Source organism: Burkholderia cepacia (assembly GCF_029962485.1).
Classification (GTDB): domain Bacteria; phylum Pseudomonadota; class Gammaproteobacteria; order Burkholderiales; family Burkholderiaceae; genus Burkholderia.
In genome coordinates, this window is record NZ_CP073637.1 from 1,247,656 (window position 1) to 1,270,207 (window position 22,552).

Consider the following 22,552-nt stretch of genomic DNA (forward strand, 5'->3'; position numbering starts at 1 on the left):
GCGATCGGCAAGCTCGGCGAAGGCTTATTGAAAACTGGACGGGAGTGTAAGGGTGCTAGATGAAAGTTTTTTGAATTGAAAACGTAATGATGCGTCGGTGTTCGTCAACGGATCAATCGCGCTCGGGCGTTGCCGAGATGCGATGGATCGACAGGTCGGCGCCGTCGAACTCGGCTTCGCGGTCGAGGCGCAGCCCGACGGTCGCCTTGAGCGCGCCGTAGACGAGCGTGCCGCCCGCGCTTGCGATCACGATGCCGCCGAGCGTGCCGACGAGCTGCGACATGAACGACACGCCGCCGAGACCGCCGAGCGCGGGCAGGCCGAACACGCCGGCCGCGAGGCCGCCGAGCGCACCGCACATGCCGTGCAGCGGCCACACGCCGAGCACGTCGTCGATGCGCCACTTGTTCTGCACGCAGGTGAACATCGCGACGAACAGTGCGCCGGCGGCCGCGCCCGTGACGAGTGCGCCGATCGGATGCATCACGTCGGAGCCCGCGCATACCGCGACGAGGCCGGCGAGCGGCCCGTTGTACGTGAAACCCGGGTCGTTGCGGCCGGCCATCCACGCGGCGAGCGTGCCGCCGACCATCGCCATCAGCGAGTTCACGGCGACGAGGCCGCTGATCTTGTCGAGCGTCTGCGCGCTCATCACGTTGAAGCCGAACCAGCCGACCGCGAGCACCCATGCACCGAGCGCGAGGAACGGGATGTTCGACGGCGGGTGGGCGGCGATGCGGCCGTCCTTCGCATAACGGCCGTGACGCGCGCCGAGCAGCAGCACGGCCGGCAGCGCGACCCAGCCGCCGAACGCATGCACGACGACCGAGCCGGCGAAATCGTGGAACGGCGCGCCGAACGCGTGCGTGAGCCAGGCCTGCACGCCGAAGCGCTCGTTCCACGCCATTCCTTCGAAGAACGGATAGATGAAACCGACGATGATCAGCGTCGCGACGAGCTGCGGGTTGAACTTCGCGCGCTCGGCGATGCCGCCGGACACGATCGCGGGAATCGCCGCCGCGAAGGTCAGCAGGAAGAGGAAGCGCACGAGCGCGTAGCCGCTGTGCTGCGACAGCGTGCCGATGTCGTCGAAGAACTCGACCCCGTACGCGATCGTGTAGCCGATGAAGAAATACGCGAGCGTCGACACCGAGAAGTCGACCAGGATCTTCACGAGCGCGTTGACCTGATTCTTCTTGCGGACCGTGCCGAGTTCGAGAAATGCGAAGCCCGCGTGCATCGCGAGCACCATGACGGCGCCGATCAACAGGAACAGTGTGTCGACGCCGGATTTCAGACCATCCATGCCGTGGCTTCCTTGCGCAAAAAACGGGCAAGGAATGCAAGTATCGAGCCAACTTGGTGAACGGACGCGTGGAGTTGGTGCTCCCGCACCGCGCGATGCGGCATTCCGGTGAATCGTGCACGGGATGAGGGCGCAGCCGATGGCGATCGACCACCGTACGGGGTGCACGCACGTGGTGCGGTGCGTGCTGAACTGGTGCGTGCTGCGAGTGGGGTGATGCGGCGTGGTGCGCGGTGGTGCGCCGCGACGCACCGATCTGGCGCGTCAGTGGCGGGCGAACAGCGCGGGTGGCCGGCGCAGCCGCAGCGCGCACGCCGACCAGTAGGCGGCGACGGTCGACAGCCCGAGCGCGGCGAACGCGAGCGCCGCGAAGCCCGTGAGCGACTGGCCGTCGCCATCGGGGCCGAGGATGCCTTCCACGACGATCAGCGCGGCCGTCCAGAAACCGATCACGGCCTGCGTGAGCAGGCGCGCGCAGGCGACGCGACGCGGGCGTCCGGATTCGGTCAGGGAGCGCGCCGACGGCGCGCGCAGGCACAGGAACAGGGTGGCGGCGAGCAGCGCGGCCAGGGCGATGAGCCAGTCGACAAGGAAAGCCATAAGAAAAAGGGGGCACGTACGAAACGGATTGAAGCGTGCCCACTTTAGTGATGTAGCGCCTGCGATTGAATCAGACGAATCCGAAATTGAAAGGCATTTTTAATGGCCGGTCGTTATTTGGCCTGTTCCACAGGCGGTATCATCGACACCGGTCCAACCCTAAGGCCGTGCGACGCGCGGCCGGAGATTGCTGATGAACATGAAGACATCGCGGGCGCGTCGCGTGCCCGGGTCCGTGCTGGCGGCGGTGGCCGCCGGTGCGCTGCTGTTGCTCGCGGGCTGCGAGAAGTCCGGTACGCCGGTCGCCCAACCCGATACGGCCGCGAGCGCGGCCGCCGATGCCGCGAACAATGCGGCCAAGGCGCTCGACCAGGTGGCGAGCACCGTCAACCAGCAGATCAACGCCGCGAAGGCCGGCATCGCGTCCGCGGCGTCGGCCGTGCCGCCGCTGTCCGCGAGCGGTCTCGCGTCGGCGGCGCAGGCGCAGATCGACGCGGCTGCTTCCGCGGTCGTCGCGCATGCGGCTTCCGAAGCGGGCGCGAAGATCGCGGAAGCCGGCAAGAAGCTCCAGCAGTGGAGCCAGCAGAACGCATCGGGCGCCAAGCCCGCGAGCGGTGAATGACGCGGGCTTGCATGATCCGCAAAATGTAATTATGATGGTTACACATGTCGCCGGTTGCGGGTCGGGCCGGCGTCGCCGAGTGAGTGAGGAATGAATACCAGCAGCCGGTTCGCGTTTGCCGTCCACGTGCTCGCCTTGCTGTCGATGCAGGAAGGCGTGCCGCTGTCGTCCGACATCATCGCGGGCAGCGTGAATACGAATCCGGCGCTGATACGCCGGTTGTTGTCGATGCTGGCAGCCGCGGGGCTGACCACGTCGCAGCTCGGTGCTGGCGGCGGCGCGCTGCTGGCGCGCGAACCCGGCGAGATCACGCTGCTCGACGTGTATCGCGCGGTCGACGATGCGCAACTGTTTGCGTTGCATCGCGAGGCACCGAATCCCGCGTGTCTCGTCGGGCGGCACATCCAGGGCGTGCTGACCGGCTATATCGGCGATGCGCAGCGCGCGATGGAAGCGTCGCTCGCCACGCGCACGCTCGTCGATGTGACGGCCGACATGCTGGATCTCGAGCGACGCACGCAACAGGCAGCACGCGCCGGCGGATAGCCGGCAGCAGGCAGGGCAGGAAGCCGGACGGCGCGCAGGCGCGGTGTCCGGTGCAACGGGGGCTTCGCCCCGTTTTTTTCGATCTTATGTGTAATTAACTGTGTTACATATTTTTCTTACTGGAGAATCGCCATGACGCAACGTTCCTTGAATATCGCGCTGTTCGGCGCCACCGGCATGATCGGTTCGCGCATTGCGGCGGAAGCCGTGCGACGCGGCCATCGCGTGACCGCGCTGTCGCGCCATCCGGGCGCATCGGGCGACGGCATCACCGCGCAAGCGGCCGACCTGTTCGACGCGGCCAGCATCGCTGCCGCGCTGCCGGGTCATGACGCGGTCGCGAGCGCGTACGGTCCGAAGCAGGACGATGCGGCGAAGGTCGTCGCGGCCGCGAAGGCGCTGGTCGCCGGCGCGCGTCAGGCGGGCCTGAAGCGTCTCGTGGTGGTGGGCGGCGCCGGTTCGCTCGAAATCGCGCCGGGCAAGCAGCTGGTCGACAGCGAAGGCTTTCCTGAAGCGTACAAGGGGCAGGCGCTCGCGCACCGCGATGCGCTCGGCTATCTGAAGACGGTCGCCGATCTCGACTGGACGTTCTTCGCGCCGGCCGCGATGATCGCACCGGGCGAGCGCACGGGCACATTCCGCACGGGCGTCGGCAAGCTGATCGTGGATGCGCAGGGCAACAGCAAGATCTCGGCGGAAGACTACGCAGTCGCGTTCGTCGACGCGCTCGAACAGGACAGCTTCGTGCACGAGATCGCGACGGTCGCGTATTGAGCGGCGCGATGGCCGGCGGCGTATGCGCGCCGGCCCGGACGCGGCCGTCACGCTGCGACGCGCAGCGACTTCAGGCGATTCCACCTTGACGGGCGGAGTCGCCTGTTTCGTTTGGCGACGCGGGATAGCCGGCGGAACTGTTCAGGATCGGTATTTATACCGGTCGACGCGGTGCAGCCGTTTTCATATTGTTCCCCGTTGTGCAGGATGAATAGAATAAATTTCTATCTACGAGGGACTGGAGAAATGGACGCCATCGATCGCAAGCTGCTGGAACTGCTGCAGGCGGATGCCACACTGCCGATCGCGGAGCTGGCGCAGCGCGTGAACCTGTCGCAGACGCCATGCTGGAAGCGCGTGCAGCGGCTCAAGGAAACCGGCGCGATTCGCGCACAGGTTGCGCTGTGCGATCCGCGCAAGCTTGGCGTCGGCACGACCGTGTTCGTCGCGATCCGCACGAACCAGCACACCGAGGAATGGGCGCAGCGTTTCACGCAGGCCGTGCGCGACATGCCGGAAGTGGTCGAGGTCTACCGGATGAGCGGCGAGACCGATTACCTGCTGCGCGTCGTGGTGGCCGGCATCGACGACTACGACCGTGTCTACAAGCAGCTGATTCGCACGGTGCCGCTGTTCGACGTCAGTTCGTCATTTGCGATGGAGCAGATCAAGTATTCGACCGCGCTGCCCGTACGCGATCTTGCGGAGCCGGCTTAGCGCGGCGATGAAGCCGCACGGATGCCGACGGCGCGGCGTGACGAGGCCGCGGCGCCGCTTCAACGGCCGCGCGCCAGTGCGCGCGCGCGTTCGTCGGCCAGCGCGTCGCGGCGCACGAAATCCGCGACGAATGCGCTTGCTGGATGATGGTGTAGCGCGTACGGCGTGTCCCATTGCGCGAGCTGGCCGTCCTTCATCACGCCGATCCGGTCGGCGATCGCGAACGCTTCGGCCTGGTTGTGCGTGACGAGGATGGCGGTGTGGCCCGTGCGTTTCAGGATGTCGCGCAACTCGAACGCGAGTCGCTCGCGCGTATCGACGTCGAGATTCGAGAACGGCTCGTCGAGCAGCAACAACTCCGGTGACGGCGCGAGCGCACGGGCGAGCGCGACGCGTTGCTGCTGGCCGCCCGACAACTCGTGCGGATAGGCGCCGCCGGAATCGGCGAGGCCGACGAGATCGAGCATTTCGGCAACACGCATGCGCCGTTCGGTCTTCGGCATGCGCCGCAAACCGAACGCGACGTTGTCGGCCGCGCTGAGGTGCGGGAACAGCGCGTAGTCCTGGAACATCATGCCGATGCGCCGCCGCTCCGGCGGCACGTCGAGCGATGGCGCCGCGACGGGCGCGCCGTCCAGCATGATGCGTCCCATGCGCACGGGTTCGAACCCGGCGATCGCACGCAGTACGGTCGTCTTGCCGCAGCCCGACGCGCCGAGCAGGCAGCCGATGTCACCGCGCGGCAGCGCGAGGCTCAGCCCGTCGACCACCGTGCGGCGGCCGTGCGGCGTGTCGTAGGCGACGCAGAGGTCATCGAGTTCGAGCAGGTTCACGGGTTCAGGCTCCAATCTTGTGGCGGGTGCGCGCGAGCAGGATCACGGGCACGAGCCCGGCCAGCACGATCGCGAGCGCGGCGACCGCGCCTTCTTCGTAGGTGCCGCGTGCGGCTTCCGCATACAGCCAGGTCGCAAGGGTGTCGAAATTCAATGGGCGCAGCAGCAGCGTGGCCGGCAATTCCTTCATCGCGTCGACGAACACCAGCAGCGCGCTTGTCGTGAGCGCGGGCCGCAGCAGCGGCAGGTGGACGCGGCGCAGCGTGCCGCCGGCTGTTTCGCCGAGCGAGCGCGCCGCGTGTTCGAGCGATGGCGGAATGCGCGCGAGGCCGGCCTCGATGCTGCCGGCCGGGATCGCGAGAAAGCGCACGGTGTACGCGATCACGAGCGCGGTGACCGAGCCCATCAGCAGCAGCCCGTCGCGTCCGAGCGCCGCGCCGAACAGCCGGTCGGCCGCCGCGAACGGGATCAGCAGGCCGATCGCGAGCACGGTGCCCGGCACCGCATAGCCGAGGCTCGCGATTCGCGCACACAGGCGGGCAGGGCCCGCGCGGGCGCTGTCGCGTTGCGCGCGCGCGGCCCACGCGACGACGAGCCCGCACGCGAGCGTCGCGGCGGTGGCGGCGGTGGCGATCGTCAGCGTGTTCGCGAGCCCCGTCATCAACTGGTCGGACACGCCGCCGACGAGATGCAGCCGCTTGCCGGTCTCGACCGCGAGGTACGCAGCGGGCGCGCCGAAACCGAGCAGCACGGGCAGCCAGCCGAACACGGCGGCGCCGAGCGCGGCCGCGCCGGTGAGACGACGCGGCGAGATCGGCCGCATGCGCCGGCCATGCGCGTAGCGCTGGCGGCGGCGCCCGTAGCGTTCGAGCACGATCATGCCGACGACGATCGCGAGCATCGCCAGCGCGATCTGCGCGGCGCCGGCGAGGTCGGAGCGCGTGATCCAGGTCGTATAGACGGAGACGGTCAGCGTTTGCACGCCGAGGAATTCCGACGCACCGATGTCGTTCAGCGTTTCGAGCAGCGCGAGGCTCACGCCGACCGCGATCGCCGGCCGTGCGAGCGGCACGACGACGCGCCAGAATGTCGCGATGCGTCCCGCGCCGAGCGTGCGCGCGGCTTCGAGCAGGCTCGCGGATTGCGTGACGAACATCGCGCGCGTGCTCAGGTACACGTACGGATACAGCACGAAGCCGAGCACGAAGATCGCACCGGGCAGCGAACGCAGGTCGGGCAGGCGGAACTGGCGCGGGCTGTCGAAGCCGAGCAGCCAGCGGATCGCGCCCTGGACGGGGCCGATCGGGTGCAGCAGGTCGAGATACGCGAACGCGACGATGTAGGTGGGCACCGCGAGCGGCAGCAGCAGTGCCCATGTGAGCACGCGGCGGCCGGGAAAATCGTAGGCCGTGACGAGCCACGCGCACCCGGTGCCGACGATCGACACGATCGCGCCGACGCCCGCGAGCAACAGCAGCGTATTGACGAGTGCCTGCGGCAGCACGAATTCGGCGAGATGCCGCCAGTGCGCGAGATCGGCGTCGAACGCGGCGGCGACGAGCACCGCGAGCGGTGCCGCGACCGCCGCGGCGATCGCCAGCGCCGCGAGCAGCCACAGGCTGCCCGCGCGCGGCCGGGATGGCCGGCGGTACGCGCCGGCCGACGAAGCGTCAGTTGTCAAAGCCGACCTTGTCGACGAGCTGGCTCGCCTGCTTGCGATGCTTCGCGATGTCGGTCAGCGGCAGCGGATCGACCTTCAGCGCACCGAAGCTCGCGATCACCGGATCGAGCTTCACGTTCGCGCGCACCGGGTATTCGTAGTTCGCCTGCGCATACAGCGCCTGCGCTTCCGGCGACACGAGGTATTCGAGCAGTTTCACCGCGTTGGCCTTGTGCGGCGCGTGCTTCGCGACCGTCGCGCCGCTGATGTTCACGTGCGTGCCGCCGCTCTTCGCGTTCGCGAACGTCGGCCGCACGACCTTGATGGCATCGCCCCACTTGCGCGCATCGCTGCCCGGTTCCGCATTCTTCATGTGGCCGACGTAGTACGCGTTCGCGAGGCCGACGTCGCAGATGCCGCCGAGGATGTCGCGTGCGACATCGCGATCGCCGCCCGTCGCCTTGCGCGCGAGGTTCGCCTTCACGCCGCGCAGCCACTTCTCGGTCGCGGCTTCGCCATCGTGCGCGATCATTGCCGCGACGAGCGCCGTGTTGTACGGATGCTGGCCCGAGCGGATGCAGACCTTGCCCTTCCATTTCGGATCGGCGAGATCCTCGTAGCGGAATGCGTCGACCTTCAGGTCCTTTTCGACGTACAACACGCGGTCGCGCAGCGACAGTGCATACCAGTCGCCGTTCGCGCCGCGCAGGTTCGCGGGAATCGCATCGTCGAGCGCCTTCGAGCGCACCGGCTGCGTGATGCCGCCGTCGACGAGATCGAGCAGGTTGCCGACGTCGACCGTCATCAGCACGTCTGCCGGCGACTGCGTGCCTTCCGCCTTCACGCGCTCGAGCAGTCCGTCCTTCACGAACACCGTATTGACCTTGACGCCGCTCTGCTTCGTGAAGGCGTCGATGAGCGGCTGGATCAGCTTGGGCTCGCGAGTGGTGTACAGGCTCACTTCCTCGGCCGCCTGGGCAAGCGGCGCGAAAGCGGCCGCAGCTACGGCGAGGGCGCCGGCGAGCGGCAGCAGGCGGGTGCGCGGATTCGACATGGAGACTCCGGTGGAACAGGTGGACGAAGGGAATATTACAAAATGAAAGACTCCGGATTCTAGATCGAAATGGGAACGATTACCAACTGAAAGCTTGCGGAAAGCGACGGGGACGGGCGGAACGGCGATCGGAAACCGGGCGTCGCAGCTCGGTCGCAAGCGCGTAGAATGCCCGCTTCGATGAATTTGACGGAGACGCACCGACCATGAACGATCAGCGCAAGAAGAACCCTGTCCGCAACGTGAGCATCCTGATCGTCGTGGCCGTGCTGCTCGTGATCGGGACGATCCTGTACAACGCGATTTCGCAGAAGCGTGCGTACGACGAGGCCCATCCGGCCGAGGCCGCGAGCGCGGCATCGCACTGACGTGCCGGTGCGCGGCCCGGCCGGGCCGCGTGCGCGGGGCATGCGAAGGGGGCAATCCGCGGCTTCCGGCGCGACTGGCGTCGCGCGGAGTCGGGGCAGCAGCGGGCGCCGAACGGGGCGCGCCGCGTATTCAGGTCAGCTGTGCGTCAACGTGACGCAGGGGCGAATTTCGGGCGGATCCGTGCGTAGAACACGACCGCGAGCAGCGCGAGCCACGCCGCGCCGACATACAGCGCGACGCGCGTATCCTCGAACCAGCCGAGCATCACGATCACGAAACCCATGAATGCGATCGTCAGCGCCGGTGCGACCGGCCACAGCGGCACCTTGAACTTCAGCGCGGCGACTTCGGCGCTCGACAGGCGGCGACGCATCGCGACCTGCGACAGCAGGATCATCAGCCAGACCCACACGGTCGCGAACGTCGCGATCGCGGCGACCATCAGGAACACGTCCTTCGGCATCAGGTAGTTCAGCACCACGCCGACGAGCAGCGCGCCGGCCATCACGAGCACCGTGACCCACGGCACGCCGTGCCGCGACGTCGTCATCAGCACGCGCGGCGCCTGGCCCTGTCGCGCCATCCCGAACATCATTCGGCCTGCGCCGAAGATATCGCTGTTGATCGCCGAGATCGCCGCGCTGATCACGACCAGGTTGAGGATCGTCGCAGCCGACTTCACGCCGAGCGCCGAGAAGATCTGCACGAACGGGCTGCCGTCGCCGCCGACGCCCGTCCACGGGCTGATCGACATCAGCACGACCATCGTCAGCACGTAGAACAGCAGGATGCGCGCGGGTACCGCGTTGATCGCACGCGGAATCACGCGTTCCGGGTCCTTCGCTTCGCCGGCGCTCATCCCGATCACCTCGATCCCGCCGTACGCGAAGATCACGACCGACAGCGACGCAATCAGCCCGCCCATGCCGTTCGGCAAGAAGCCGCCGTGGTTCCACAGGTTCGCGAACGTGGGCACGTCGGCCGAATGGCCGAAGTGCATGCCGGTCAGCAGGATCGCGACGCCGCCGCCGATCATCGCGACGATCGCGCCGACCTTGATGATCGACAGCCAGAATTCGAGCTCGCCGAACACCTTGACGTGGCACAGGTTCAGCCCGCAGATGATCGCGACGACGCCGAGCACCCAGATCCATTGCGGGACGTCCGGAAACCAGAAGCCCATGTAGATGCCGAACGCGGTGATGTCGGCGATCGCGACGATCACCATTTCGAGCGTGTAGGTCCAGCCGGTGACGAATCCCGCGAACGGGCCGAGGTTCTCCGTCGCGTAATGGCCGAACGAGCCGGCGACGGGTTCGCGCACGGCCATCTCGCCGAGCGCGCGCATCACCATGTAGACGGCCGCGCCGCCCAGGATGTACGCCAGGATCACGGCCGGGCCCGCGAGCTGGATCGCGGACGCCGAACCGTAGAACAGGCCGGTGCCGATCGCCGAGCCGAGCGCGAGAAAGCGGATGTGCCGCGCGCTCAGGTGGCGCTGCAAGTTTTTCATCGAGTCTCCGATATCGTTATGCGACGGACCGGGCGAGCGGGACCGGTCCGATTGGCTCAAGTTGTCTATACAACTTGAATGTGAGCGAATGATAACAAGCCGGGACGGGTGACCGGAATCGGGTATTCCCTGACTGGCGCGATGAGCGGAATCGGGTGTGGGGCGATCGCGCGGCGCGCGAGCGGGCCACGTGAGGCGGACGCGACATGCTTGGGGAGGTCGTTGAATCGGGGCGTGCCAGCGGCCGACCCGCGGTGTGCGCGGGCCGGCTAGCCGGCCGGTCATTCGGGGTCAGGCGGGCAGGCGGATCACGCTCGCATCCTTGCGGATCAGCAGCGACGACGCGAGCATCTGCTTGCACTGGTGCGCGAGCACTTTCAGGTCGTGCGTAAGCTCGGCGCCGACCGCATCGGATTTTTCCGCGGACACGACCATCGCGTCGAGATCGCGCGTGATCTGCTTCGATGCATCGATCTGGTCGGCAGGTGGCGGCTCGCCGGCTTCGGCCTTCTCGAGATTGTCGAGCACGGCGGCGAGGCCGCGCTGCAGCGCGTCATCGTGCAGGATGCCGCCGTCGGCCGCGCATGCGCTGCGGATCAGCGGCGCGGCGGCCGTTATCTGCGCGCCGAGCACGTGCGTTTGCACGAGCAGGTCGTTCAGCTCGGGTACGAAGCGCTGGTGCGCCTTCGGTTCGATCATCATGCGCTGGAACGCCTGCCCGAGGTTCGCGAATGCGATGTGCACGTCCTTGCGTGCAAGGCGGTAGCGATAGTCGTCGTCGAGGCTCGCGGTGGGCGACTCGACCACTGCCGCCACGCCCGGGACGACGGCCGCGCCGTCGGCGGCCGGGACCGGCGGCGGCGACATGCCGCGCCCGGCGCGCCACACGGCCTCGAAATACTTGCGGGTGGACGTCAGCATGTCGGTGACGAGCTTGCCCATCAGCCGGTATTCCCAGTACGGGAACAGCCGGCTCGCGGCGATCGCGATCATGCAGCCGACCACCGTGTCGATCGCACGTTCGCCGATGATCCGCATGCTGCCCGGCGCGAGCAGGTGGAACATCAGCAGCACATAGGACGACGTGAAGACGACGCTCGCCGCGTAGTTGAACAGCAGCAGGCTGTAGCTCATCACCATCGACCCGAACATGATCGCGATCAGCAGGTGCGGCTCCTTCACCGTGTAGATCAGCGCGATGCTCGCCGCGCAGCCGATCAGCGTGCCGATGATCCGTTGCGCGTTGCGCTGCTTGGTGAGCGAGTAGCCGGGCTTCAGGATGATGATGGTCGTCATCACGATCCAGTACGCGTTCGTGAGCGGCAGCAGCCGGCCGATCCAGAAGCCGACCGCCACCGCGATCGTCACGCGCAGCGCGTGGCGGAAGCTCGGCGAGCGCATGTTCAGGTTCGAGAAGATCAGGAGCGGCGACATCCGGCGACGCTGCAGGAAGCGCGTGAGCGCCTTGTCGATCTTCAGTTCGGTTTGCTGCGGATCGGCGTGGCCCGACAGGTTGCGGCGCATCCGGTCGATCAGGCGCGTCGCGCTCCAGATGCGCCGGAACGTCGCGAGCACGGCCGCATACGCTTCCGCGTTGGTGGCCGCGAAGTTCTTCTTGCGCATCAGCTCGATCTCGTACTCGATCGCGCGCAGCTCGGCTTTCACGCTGATCCGCGAATGCGGCGCGCGGTTCTCGAGCACCGCGAGGCCGATCTCCTCGAGATCGGCGGCCGCCTTGCGGATCAGGTCGCGGTAGAAAATGATCAGGTCCGAGCCGCCGAACGTATTGCGCACCAGCGGATAATCGGTGTGCGCGCCGACGAACAGCTCGTGCAGGTCGACGCTGTTGATGAACAGGTTGTACATCGTCGTGCGGCCGGGATCGAGCTTGCCGCGCCGCAGCTTCGGCAGGTTGCGCAGCACGATGTCGCGCGCGGTTTCCTGCGTTTCGACCGCGGTGATCTGCCGGGCGACCAGATTGCGGTAGCACTCGTCGAGATCGGCATCGAGATCGTAGAATTGCGCGCGGGCGAGCAGGTAGTCGGCGCAGGCGAACAGGCTTTCGGCCAGCGCCTGCTGCTCGATCCGGCGTGCCTGCCATTGCGACACGAGCGTGGCCCAGTACGTGTACCAGAGGCCGCCCGCGAGAATCCAGCCGGCGTTGATGAACGCCTGCAGCGGCGTGAACTTTTCCTCGAGCGTCATCACCATCATGAACAGCGTCGCGAAGCTGATCTGCGGCCAGCGGTTGCCGTAGACGACGATCAGCGACAGCACGAACGTGAGCGGTACGATCGTGAGCCACAGCGCGAAGATGTTCGGTGTCGCGAGGCCGGTGGCGAGCGCGGCCAGGAAGCCGATCACGCTGCACGCGAGCATTTCGTTGTGCTTGTACTTGAGCGGGCCCGGCATGTCGACGACGCAGGCGCCGAGCGCGCCCGTCGAGATCGTGAAGCCGAGTTCGCGGTTGTGGAACACGATCAGGCACAGCACGGCCGGCAGCGAGACGCCGACCGCGATCCGCAGGCCGCCGAAAAAGTACTGGCTGTAGAAAAACTTTCTGATTTCGACCGAATAGCGCATCGATGGGCTGAATGGCAGACGAAGACGCCCGGGGCGGCGTATTGACTGGCGACGAGTCTATCGTATTTCGCGGTCCGTAAAACCTGGCTTTCCGGCCGAGGTTCGCGGCGGCGGTCCATTTGCTATCCTTGGGGACCCTGTTCGCCCGGCTCGGCCGGTGCGAGGTTCCGACGCCCGCTTCATGCTCCATCTCTTCTATTCGAACCGTCACGAAACGCTGGCCGACGCACTGCTCGAGGATCTGGCCGCGTTCCCGTCCCGCAACGGCCCGTGGGCGCCGCAACAGGTCATCGTGCCGAGTGCGGCGCTGCGCCGTCGCCTCGAGCTCGACATCGCCGCGCGCAACGGCGTGTGCGCGAACGTCGAGTTCACGTATCTCGCGCAATGGCTGTGGGCGCAGATCGGCCGCGTGATGGACGTGCCCAAGCGTTCGCCGTTCGCGCCCGACCGCCTCGTGTGGCGCTGCTACCGGCTGTTCGCGCAGGCGGCCGGCGGCGCGCCGTGGCTCGCCTCGCCGCGGCTGGCCGCGTATCTGTCCGCATCCGACGATGCGATGCGCTACGAGCTCGCGCACCGCGTCGCGGCCGTGCTCGATCATTACCTGACCTATCGTCCCGAGTGGCTGGCCGCGTGGCAGGCGGGCGAATCCGTGCTCGCGGGCGACGGCGCGCCACGGGGGATCAGCGACGCCGCGCGTGACGACGAGCACTGGCAGGCCGCGCTGTGGCGCGCGCTGCTCGCCGAGCTGAGCGACAGCGGCACGCCGCCTGCGCACCGCTTCCTCGTCGAAGCGCGCCATCTCGATCCCGAAGCGGTCGCACGTGCCGACTGGCCGGAATCGGTCAGCGTGTTCGCGCTGCCGACGATGCCGCCGCTGCACGTCGCGCTGCTACGCGAGCTGTCGCGCTGGATCGATGTGCGCGTCTATGCGCTGAACCCGTGCCGCGAATTCTGGTTCGACATCGTCACGGCCGCGCATGCCGAGGCGCTTGACGCGGCCGGGCGGCTCGACTACCAGGAAGTCGGCCATCCGCTGCTCGCCGAGTGGGGCAGGCAGACGCAGGCGCAGTTGCACATGCTGCACGAACTGACCGAAAGCGCCGCGTCAGGCGATGCGTCGCGCTTCGTCGCGAATCCCGAATCCACGTGGCTCGCGCGCGTGCAGAACGCGATCCTCGAACTGCAGCCGGAGGCCGAAACCGGCGACACGCCGGCCGAGCGCGGCATCGAGGTGCACGTGTGCCACAGCCTCGCGCGCCAGCTCGAAGTGCTGCACGACCGCCTGCTCGCGTGGTTCGACGCCGACGCGAGCCTGCAGCCGTCCGACGTGCTGGTCGCGGTGGCCGACCTCGCGGCGGCCGGGCCGCTGATCGATGCCGTGTTCGGCACGGCCGGCGCCGGCGGCGCGCGCGTGCCGTACCGGATCACCGGCCTGCCGCCGTCGCAGGCGAACCCGGTCGCCCGCGTGCTGCTCGACTGGCTCGCATTGCCGGAACGGCAGGTCGGCGCGCCGGAGCTGGTCGAATGGCTGCGCGTCGATGCAGTGGCCGCGCGCTACGACATCGACGCGGCTGCGCTCGAGACGGTGCAGACCTGGCTCGCGGCCGCCGGCGCGCGGCGCGGGTTGTCGCCGCTCGCCAGCGATGACGCGGCCGTGCCCGCGCCGCGCCACACGTTCTCCGATGCGCTCGCGCGGCTCTTTCTCGGCTACGCGATGCCGGAGGGGGCTGCGCCGATCGGGGCGTGGCTGCCGATCGAGGCGGCCACGGGCAGCGAGGCCGAACTGCTCGGCCGGCTTGCGCGCTTCACCGACGATCTCGACGGCTTCGCGCGGCGCCTGGCTGAATCGCACACGCCGAGCGGCTGGAGCGAACTGTTCGCCGACACGCTCGCACGCTTCTTCGATTCGGGCGCCGCGTATGCGGACGCGCTGGCCGGCGTGCGCGATGCGCTCGACGCGATGCTGGCGGCGATGACGGAGGGCGCGCCCGACGAAGCATTGCCGGCTGCCGTCGTCCGCGCGGGGCTGGCCGCGGCGCTCGACGATCCGGCGCGCGGCGGGGTGCCGTGGGGCGGTGTCACGTTCTCGTCGCTGACGAGCCTGCGCGGGCTGCCGTATCGCGTCGTCTGCCTGCTCGGGATGGACGACGGCGTGCTGCCGAGCCTCGCACGCGCGGACGAATTCGACCTGATGGCCGTGTTGCCGAAGCTCGGCGACCGGCAGCGCCGCGACGACGAGCGCAACCTGTTTCTCGACCTGCTGCTCGCCGCCCGCGACCGGCTGCTGATTGCCTACACGGGCCGCAGCATTCGCGACAACGCACCGTTGCCGCCCGCGGCGCTCGTCGACGAGTTGCTCGATCATCTGGCGATCGTCACGGCCGGGCCCGACGCTGCACCGGATGAAGTCGATGCCGCGCGGCGCGCGTTCATCGTCGAGCATCCGCTGCAACCGTTCGCGGCCGCGTATTTCCAGCCCGGCAGCACGCTCGTGTCCTATGACGCCGAGCGTGCGACGCTCGCGTCGCTGCTCGCCGCGGAAGTGTCGCGCGACGGCCCGCGCGAGTTGCCGTTCTTCGCGCAGCCGCTGCCGGCCGAACCGGTCGAGCCCGTCGCGTTCAGCGAATTCGAACGCTTCTGGCGTCATCCGGCGCGTGCGTTGCTGCGCGGCCGGCTCGGCATCGTGCTTGCCGATGCGCAAGCCGAACTGCTCGATACCGAACCGTTCTCGCTCGACTTCGCCGGCAGCGATGCGCTCGCCGAGCGCGTGTTGCCGCTGTTGATCGAATCGGACGAGGGCGGCGTGCACGATCACGCGCTGCGCATTGCCGACGCGAGCCCCGAACTGCCGGGCGGTGCGACGGGCGCGGTGTGTGGCGCGACCAGGCGCTCGGCTCGATGACGCAACTGGCGTCGAGCGTGCGCCGAGCGCTGGCCGACGGCATCGAGCGGCGGCCGTTCTCGCTCACGGTCGTGCCGGCGTGGCCCGATACGGAGCAGGCGTTGTTCGGCACCGACGACGCGATGCTGTTGGCCGACGCGGTGAGCGCGCCGCTCGAACTGCACGGCACGCTGAACCGGTTGACGCCGGCCGGCCAGATCATCTACCGCTACGCACGGCCGAGTGCGCGCGACTATCTGTCCGCGTGGCTCGCGCATCTCGTCTACTGCGCGGTCGAGCCCGACGGCCCGCGCCGTACGCTGTGGTACGGCAGCGGCGGCGCGTTCGAGCTGACGCCCGTCGCGGCGCCGCTGGAGCGGCTCGCGCCGCTTGCCGCGCTGTTTCGCGCGGGGCGGCGCATGCCGCTGCGGTTCTTTCCGCGCAGCGCGTGGGCGAGGGTATCCGACGGCGAAGCCAAGGCCGCAAGCGTGTGGATCAACGAACGCGTCGTGAGCGAAGCCGACGATCCGGCCATCGCGATCGCGTGGCGCGGCGCGCACCCGTCGCTCGACGAGCCGTTCGGCACGCTCGCGAAGCTCGTGTTCGAGCCGCTCATCGAGCATCTGAAGGAGGTCGCATGAGCGCCGTGTCGCAGCCGCAGCAGGCGCTCGAATTCGACGTGTTCGCGTGCCCGCTCGACGGCGTCAACCAGATCGAGGCATCGGCCGGCACCGGCAAGACCTGGAACATCTGCGCGCTATATGTGCGCCTGTTGCTCGAGAAGGATCTTGGGGCGGACGAGATTCTCGTCGTGACCTTCACGAAGGCGGCGACGGCCGAACTGCACGAGCGGATTCGCAGCCGGCTCGCGCAGCTTGCGCATGCACTCGACACGGGTGACGACGGCGGCGATCCGTTCATCGCACGCCTGCTCGAGACCACGCTCGGCGAAGACGGCGCGCTCGATCCGGAGACGGCCGCGAAGCGGATCCGGCGCGCGCTGCGTGCGTTCGACCAGGCCGCGATCCACACGATCCACGCGTTCTGCCAGCGCGCACTGCAGGAAGCGCCGTTCGCGGCGGCGATGCCGTTCGCGTTCGACATGGAGGCCGACGACGCGTCGCTGCGCTTCGAACTCGCGGCGGATTTCTGGCGCACGCGCGTCGAACCCGCGGCCGCGCGCTGGCCGGGATTTGCGACCTGGCTCGTCGAATCGGGCGCCGGTCCGGCGGCGCTCGACGCGCAGCTCGCGCGCCGGCTGAAGAAGCCGCTCGCCGCGCTGCGCTGGGATGGCGTGACCGAACCGGACGAGTCGGCTGAAGCCGCCGCGGCCGAATGTTTCGCCGAGGCGTCGCGGATGTGGGCGGCCGAGCGCGATGCAATCGATGCGTTGCTGCGCACGGCGCAGCCGGTGCTCAATCAGCGCTCGCACAAGCCCGATGCGGTCGCCGATGCGCTGGCCGCATGGACTGCGCATTTCGCGCAGGGCGACGCGACGGCCGCGCTGCCGAAGGCCGCGTTGAAGCTCACGCATTCCGCACTGGTGAAGGCGACCAAAAAAGGCGGCGTGCCGCCCGAGCACGCGTTCTTCGATGTCGCCGATGCGCTCGAAGCCGCGGTAGCGGCCGCCGAGGCCGCACAGCGTGCGCGCTGGCTCGCGCTGATCGCCGACTGGCTCGACGTGGCGCCGGGTGCGCTGGCCGAGCGCAAACGCACGCGGCGCGTCGTGTCGTTCGACGATCTGCTGGCGAACCTGTACCACGCGCTGCATGCGCATCCGTGGCTCGCCGAGACGCTGCGCGCGCGCTATCCGGCCGCACTGATCGACGAGTTCCAGGACACCGATCCGCTGCAGTTCGCGATCTTCGACCGGATCTTCGCGCCCGGCGGCCCGCTGTTCCTCGTCGGCGATCCGAAGCAGGCGATCTACAGCTTCCGCGCGGCCGATCTGCATACCTATCTGGCGGCGCGCGCGCGGGCGAGCGCGTGCTACACGCTTGCGGTCAACCAGCGTTCGACGCCCGCGATCGTCGATGCGTGCAACCGCTTCTTCATGTCGAATCCGCGCGGCTTCGTGCTCGACGGGCTCGACTATTACGCGGTGCGCGCCGGCACGCGCGTGCGTGCGCCGTTCGTCGACGAAACCGATCCGGGCCCCGCCGGCGACTTCCGGGTCTGGGCGTTGCCGGGCGGCGAAGGCACGTTGCTCAAGCGCGATGCACAGGCACAGGCCGCGCAGGCGTGCGCGGCCGAGATCGCGCGGCTGATGCGTGGCGCGCGAGAAGGGCACGTGCGGCTCGGCGAATCGCCGCTGTCGCCGGGCGACATCGCGGTGCTCGTGCAGACGCACCGGCAGGGCAGTCTCGTGAAGCGCGTGCTCGCCACGTGGGGCATCGGCAGCGTCGAGCTGGCGCAGGCGTCGGTGTTCTCGACCGGCGACGCCGAGCAGCTCGAACGCGTGCTGGCGGCGATCGATGCGCCGGGCGACTTGCGGCGTCTGCGCGCGGCGCTCGCGTCCGACTGGTTCGGCCTCGATGCCGGTGCGCTGTGGCGGATGGAGCAAGGTGACGGCGATGCGCGAAGCGAAGCATCCGACAGCACCGACGCGATGAGCTGGGTCGAGCGCTTCTCGCGATATCGGCTGCTGTGGCGCGAACGCGGTTTCGCGGTGATGTGGCGCACGTTCACGCGTGAGCTGCGGATCGCCGAGCGGCTGATGGCCGGTGCAGACGGCGAGCGTCGCGTGACCGACATCAACCATCTGGCCGAACTGACGCAGGCGCGCGCATCCGCGCAGCCGGGCATCGCACCGACGCTGCGCTGGCTTGCCGCGCAACGGCTCGACGGCGGCGGCGAGGAAGCGCAATTGCGGCTCGAATCCGATCGCAACCTCGTGCAGATCGTGACCGTGCACAAGTCGAAGGGGCTGGAATACGCAATCGTGTTCTGTCCGTTCCTGAACGACGGCGGATTGCGCGAGCCGCCTTCGTCCGCGCTGCCCGATGCGCGCGAATATCACGACGAAGCGGGCGACGCCGTGCTGCATTACGGATGCGACGACGAAGCAGCTGCGCACGCGGCGCGGCAGGCGTTGCGCGAGCAGGCCGCGGAGCGCGCGCGGCTCGTCTACGTGGCGCTTACGCGCGCGGTCTATCGTTGTTATGTGGTTGCCGGGCCGTACCTGTCGTCGCGCTCGACGCGTGAAGCGCGGCGCAGCGTGCTCAACTGGCTCGTCGCCGGCGCCGGCCAGTCGTTCGATGCGTGGCTTGACGAACCGCCCGACGAAGCTGCGCTCGATACGGCGTGGCAGGCGCTCGCGGGTGGCCCCGTGAGCGTCGCGCCGCTGCCGGTGCCGGCGCGCCGCGAGCGTCTCGCGGCCGGGCACGACGCGTCGCAGACGCTCGCGGCGCGTCATGCGACGCGTGTGCTGCGCGACGCGTGGCGGATGGCGAGCTTCAGCTCGCTGACCGCGTCGATGGCGCGCGAGGAAGCGGGCGTCGCGGCCGTCCCCGACGAAGAGTTGCGGCCCGATCACGATGCGCTTGCCGAGGTGACGCCGGACGGCGAATGGATCTTCGACGAGCCGGTCGCAGCCGTTCCGCCGGACGACGACATCCTCGTGTTCCCGCGCGGAGCGGCAGCCGGCGAATGCCTGCACCGCCTGTTCGAACTCAGCCGCTTCACGGAGCGCGAGTCGTGGCACAAGGCCGCGCTCGGTGCGCTGCACGACCGGCCGGTCGAGGCGGAGCCCGGGCTCGCTACGCGGTTGCCGGCGATGATGGCGCAGCTGGTCGACGATGTCGTGCACACCGAGCTCGTGCCGGGCATGCGGCTCGCCGATCTCGATCCGGCGAAGCGGCTCGACGAAATGGGTTTCCTGTTCCCGGCGCCGTCGCTCGACCTGATGGCGTTGCGCCGTTTGCTGGTCGCGCACGGCTATCCGGACGTTGCACTGGAGGCGGGCATGCTCGCCGGTTTCATCAAGGGTTTCATCGACATGATCGTCGAACACGACGGCCGTTTCTGGATCGTCGACTGGAAGTCGAACCATCTCGGCACGACGCCGGATGCCTACGGCCCGCGCGCGCTCGACGTCGCGATGGCCGATCACGCATATCACCTGCAGGCGCTGCTCTACACGGTCGCGCTGCATCGCTACCTGCGCGGGCGGCTGCGCGACTACGACTACGACACGCACATCGCGGGCTACCTGTACCTGTTCGTGCGCGGTGTGCGGCCCGACTGGCGCAGCGGCGGCGAGCCGTCCGGCGTGCATGCGCGCCGGCCCGCGCGTGCGCTTGTCGATGCCCTCGACCGGATGATGGAAGGGGGCCGCGCATGAACGCGTCGGACGACACGCTCGAATTTACCGGCGGCCTCGTCGCGCGGCTGCCCGAGCCGGCCGATTTCGGCATCGCGCTCGCGGAAGGCTTCGCACGTCGGATCGGCGATCTCGCGCGGCGCGCCGGCGCGCCGTCCGCAGCAGCGCGCTGGGCGGCGCGCGCCGCGTTCGCGACGAGCCGTGCGACGGCCGGCGGTCACGTATGCGTCGCGCTCGGCGCGCTCGCGCAGCGCTACGAAGCACCGCTTGACGAGGTTCGCGCGGCGCTCGCCGCGAGCGGCGTGGTCGCGTTCGGCACGCTTGCGCGTGGCGACGAGCGGCCGCTGATCGTCGACCGGCACGACCACCTGTATCTGTCGCGCTATTTCGATTACGAACGGCGGCTTGCCGATGCGCTCGTCGCGCAGGCCGGTGCCGCAGCGCCGGACGAAGGGCTGTCGCCCGACCGGCTGCGCGACAACCTTGCGCGTTACTTTGGGCCGGCCACCGGCGAAGTCGACTGGCAGCGCGTGGCGGCGATCGTCGCGCTGACGGGCCGCGTGACGATCGTCAGCGGCGGCCCTGGCACGGGCAAGACGACGACTGTCGTCGGCGTGCTGGCTTGTCTGCTCGACGCGCACCCGGGGCTGCGCATCGCGCTGGCCGCACCGACCGGCAAGGCCGCACAGCGGATGCAGGAAGCGCTGCATGCACGGGCCGGCGACTTGCCGCCCGAGCTGGCGGCGCGTTTGCCCGATACGTCGTATACGCTGCATCGGCTGCTGGGCGGCGGCGGGGCGGCCGGCTTTCGCCATCATCGCGACAATCCGCTGCCGTACGACCTGATCGTCGTCGACGAAGCGTCGATGATCGACGTCGCGCTTGCCGCGCATCTGCTCGACGCGCTTGCGCCGGGCGCGCGGCTCGTGCTGCTCGGCGACAAGGATCAACTGGCCGCGGTCGAAGCCGGTGCCGTGTTCGCGGAGTTGAGTGCGCGGCCAGCCTTTACGGCTGCGGCGCGCACGCGCATCGCACAGGCGCTCGGCATCGACGAGGCGGCATTCGTCGCGGCATTGCCGGTGCCGGACGAAGCCGCAGCCGCAGGGGTTCCGGCCGCGAGTTCAGCTTCAGCTTCGGCGCAGGCCCCGGCGTCACCTTCGACATCGGCTTCCGTTTCACGCAAACCGGCGTCCCGGTCGAAGGCCGATCCGCGACAGGCATCGCTCTTCGGCGACGAACCGCAGGATGACGAAGTTTCGTCGGCCGGGATCGTGTCGCCATCGCCCGCCGTCCCGGCGCCGGCCGCTATCGGCGGCACCGCTACAGCGGGTGATACACCGGCATGGATCGAAGCCGACGAGCTTGCATGGCTCGATGCCGTCGAACTGCCGCCGTTCGACGCCGGCGACGTGGCGCTTGCATCGGTGACGGCGACCACATCGCCATCGACCGGCGAAGCCGCCGCAGCGTCCGCCATGCCCGGGCCGGCACCACTCGCGGACTGCGTTGTCTGGCTCGAACGCAATTACCGTTTCGGTCTCGATTCACCGATCGGGCGGCTGTCGCTCGCGATTCGCAGCGGCGACGTGCAGGCCGCGCTCGATGCGCTGCCCGCCGACGACGCGGCCGCCGCGTCGTTCCTCGACGATGCGGGCGATGCGCTCGCACCGTCGACGGTCGAGCGGCTCGCAAGGCGGTTCGGCGCGTACCTCGACGCGTTGCGCGACGCACTGACCGCGCCGGTGCCCGATCCGCTGCCGCTATTCGATGTGCTCAACCGGTTTCGGATCCTGTGCGCGACCCGCAACGGCTCGCGCGGGGCGGAGCACGTCAACGCGCTCGTGGCCGCGCATGTGCGGCACGCCGCTCGCGTGCCGCTTGCGGTCGGCGCGCACTGGTTCACGGGGCGGCCGATCATGGTGACGCGCAACGACTATGCGCTCGGGCTGTTCAACGGCGATATCGGCATCGCGTTGCCCGATGCGCACGGTGTGCTGCGCGTGTGGTTCAGGCGCGCGGACGGCACCGCGCGTGCGGTGTCGCCGGCTGCGCTGCCGCCGCACGAAACGGCGTTCGCGCTGACCGTCCACAAATCGCAGGGCTCGGAATTCGACGAAGCCGCGCTCGTGCTGCCGGCATCGTTCAGCCGGGTGCTCACGCGCGAGTTGATCTATACGGCCGTCACGCGTGCCCGCACGCGCGTCCAGGTGATCGGGCCGAGGCGCGTGCTGGCGCAGGCGGTCGCGACGCGCACGCAGCGCGATTCGGGGCTCGCGGCGCGCGTCGACGAAGCGCTTGCGCGGCGCCGCACGGAGGCTTCGCGATGATGATCCGCTATACGCTCGATCCGGCCGACGTGGAATGGACGGCCGTGCGCGCACAGGGCGCGGGCGGGCAAAACGTGAACAAGGTGTCGAGTGCGATTCACCTGCGCTTCGACATCCGCGCGTCGTCGCTGCCACCGGTCATCAAGGAGCGGCTCCTCGCACTGTCCGACCAGCGCATCACGCGTGACGGCATCGTCGTGATCAAGTCGCAGGAATACCGCACGCAGGAGAAGAATCGCGAGGCCGCGCTGGCGCGGCTCGATACGCTGATCGGCAGCGTCGCGTTCACGCCGCGCGCTCGCGTTGCGACGCGGCCGACGCGCGCGTCGAAGGAGCGGCGGCTCGAGCACAAGTCGCGCCGCAGCGTGGTGAAGTCCGGAAGAGGGAAGGTGACCGACTGACAAATGAATGGCCGGCGGCGCGCGCAGGCCAATGTCCGCTGCCCG

The 22,552-nt window shown here is 68.8% G+C and carries 15 protein-coding genes and 1 pseudogene; 9 read left to right on the plus strand and 7 right to left on the minus strand.

Features of this window, described 5'->3' with window-relative positions:
* Positions 1-112: 112 nt before the first annotated feature.
* Both KEC55_RS05830 and KEC55_RS05835 read right to left on the minus strand, forming a co-directional pair.
* Positions 113-1,306 (minus strand): ammonium transporter, encoded by a 1,194-nt coding sequence (locus tag KEC55_RS05830; RefSeq protein ID WP_282507107.1) that lies wholly within the window; start codon positions 1,304-1,306, stop codon positions 113-115.
* 264 nt (positions 1,307-1,570) lie between these two features.
* Complete coding sequence (locus KEC55_RS05835) at positions 1,571-1,906, minus strand: hypothetical protein (RefSeq protein WP_282507108.1); 336 nt, start codon at positions 1,904-1,906, stop codon at positions 1,571-1,573.
* Positions 1,907-2,099: 193 nt separating this feature from the next.
* Between KEC55_RS05835 and KEC55_RS05840 the strand changes: the two genes are divergently transcribed.
* The 4 genes from KEC55_RS05840 to KEC55_RS05855 all read left to right on the plus strand — a co-directional run bounded on the left by KEC55_RS05840 (position 2,100) and on the right by KEC55_RS05855 (position 4,565).
* Positions 2,100-2,528, plus strand: a complete 429-nt coding sequence (locus KEC55_RS05840; protein WP_282507109.1) for a hypothetical protein — start codon at positions 2,100-2,102, stop codon at positions 2,526-2,528.
* 90 nt (positions 2,529-2,618) lie between these two features.
* The gene (locus KEC55_RS05845) at positions 2,619-3,074 is read left to right on the plus strand and encodes an Rrf2 family transcriptional regulator (protein WP_282507110.1); all 456 of its coding nucleotides are present in this window, start codon (positions 2,619-2,621) and stop codon (positions 3,072-3,074) included.
* A 132-nt stretch (positions 3,075-3,206) separates the two neighbouring features.
* On the plus strand, positions 3,207-3,848 hold the full coding sequence (locus tag KEC55_RS05850) for an NAD(P)-dependent oxidoreductase (protein ID WP_176046905.1): 642 nt from the start codon (positions 3,207-3,209) through the stop codon (positions 3,846-3,848).
* Between the two features lie 246 nt (positions 3,849-4,094).
* Positions 4,095-4,565 (plus strand): Lrp/AsnC family transcriptional regulator, encoded by a 471-nt coding sequence (locus KEC55_RS05855; protein WP_006484401.1) that lies wholly within the window; start codon positions 4,095-4,097, stop codon positions 4,563-4,565.
* A 59-nt stretch (positions 4,566-4,624) separates the two neighbouring features.
* On the opposite strand, the gene KEC55_RS05860 is transcribed toward KEC55_RS05855, so the two are convergent.
* From KEC55_RS05860 to KEC55_RS05870, 3 genes are read right to left on the minus strand one after another with little or no spacing between them, the layout of a single operon-like run.
* Positions 4,625-5,398: an ABC transporter ATP-binding protein gene (locus tag KEC55_RS05860; protein WP_176046906.1), complete on the minus strand. Its 774-nt coding sequence runs from the start codon at positions 5,396-5,398 to the stop codon at positions 4,625-4,627.
* A gap of 4 nt (positions 5,399-5,402) precedes the next feature.
* On the minus strand, positions 5,403-7,079 hold the full coding sequence (locus KEC55_RS05865; protein ID WP_432626273.1) for an ABC transporter permease: 1,677 nt from the start codon (positions 7,077-7,079) through the stop codon (positions 5,403-5,405).
* Entirely contained in the window at positions 7,069-8,112 is a 1,044-nt protein-coding gene (locus KEC55_RS05870) for a Fe(3+) ABC transporter substrate-binding protein (protein ID WP_282507111.1), read from the minus strand. Before KEC55_RS05870 ends, KEC55_RS05865 begins: the two co-directional genes overlap by 11 nt.
* Before the next feature lie 206 nt (positions 8,113-8,318).
* Between KEC55_RS05870 and KEC55_RS05875 the strand changes: the two genes are divergently transcribed.
* Positions 8,319-8,480: a hypothetical protein gene (locus KEC55_RS05875; protein WP_009688068.1), complete on the plus strand. Its 162-nt coding sequence runs from the start codon at positions 8,319-8,321 to the stop codon at positions 8,478-8,480.
* Positions 8,481-8,626: 146 nt separating this feature from the next.
* Here the strand turns inward: KEC55_RS05875 and KEC55_RS05880 are convergent, their stop codons facing one another.
* Complete coding sequence (locus KEC55_RS05880) at positions 8,627-9,994, minus strand: amino acid permease (protein ID WP_282507112.1); 1,368 nt, start codon at positions 9,992-9,994, stop codon at positions 8,627-8,629.
* Positions 9,995-10,285: 291 nt separating this feature from the next.
* Positions 10,286-12,577, minus strand: coding sequence for an FUSC family protein (locus KEC55_RS05885; protein ID WP_282507113.1), 2,292 nt, complete (start codon positions 12,575-12,577; stop codon positions 10,286-10,288).
* Between the two features lie 181 nt (positions 12,578-12,758).
* Between KEC55_RS05885 and recC the strand changes: the two are divergent.
* The 4 genes and pseudogenes from recC (at position 12,759) to arfB (ending at position 22,507) form a co-directional block, all read left to right on the plus strand.
* Positions 12,759-16,099, plus strand: a pseudogene (gene recC / locus KEC55_RS05890) (exodeoxyribonuclease V subunit gamma).
* On the plus strand, positions 16,096-19,800 hold the full coding sequence (gene recB / locus KEC55_RS05895; protein ID WP_282507114.1) for an exodeoxyribonuclease V subunit beta: 3,705 nt from the start codon (positions 16,096-16,098) through the stop codon (positions 19,798-19,800). Before recC ends, recB begins: the two are co-directional and overlap by 4 nt.
* Positions 19,797-22,106: an AAA family ATPase gene (locus KEC55_RS05900; RefSeq protein WP_282507115.1), complete on the plus strand. Its 2,310-nt coding sequence runs from the start codon at positions 19,797-19,799 to the stop codon at positions 22,104-22,106. The genes recB and KEC55_RS05900 overlap by 4 nt, the downstream gene beginning before the upstream one ends.
* The gene (gene arfB, locus KEC55_RS05905; protein ID WP_282507116.1) at positions 22,103-22,507 is read left to right on the plus strand and encodes an alternative ribosome rescue aminoacyl-tRNA hydrolase ArfB; all 405 of its coding nucleotides are present in this window, start codon (positions 22,103-22,105) and stop codon (positions 22,505-22,507) included. Before KEC55_RS05900 ends, arfB begins: the two co-directional genes overlap by 4 nt.
* Positions 22,508-22,552: the final 45 nt, after the last annotated feature.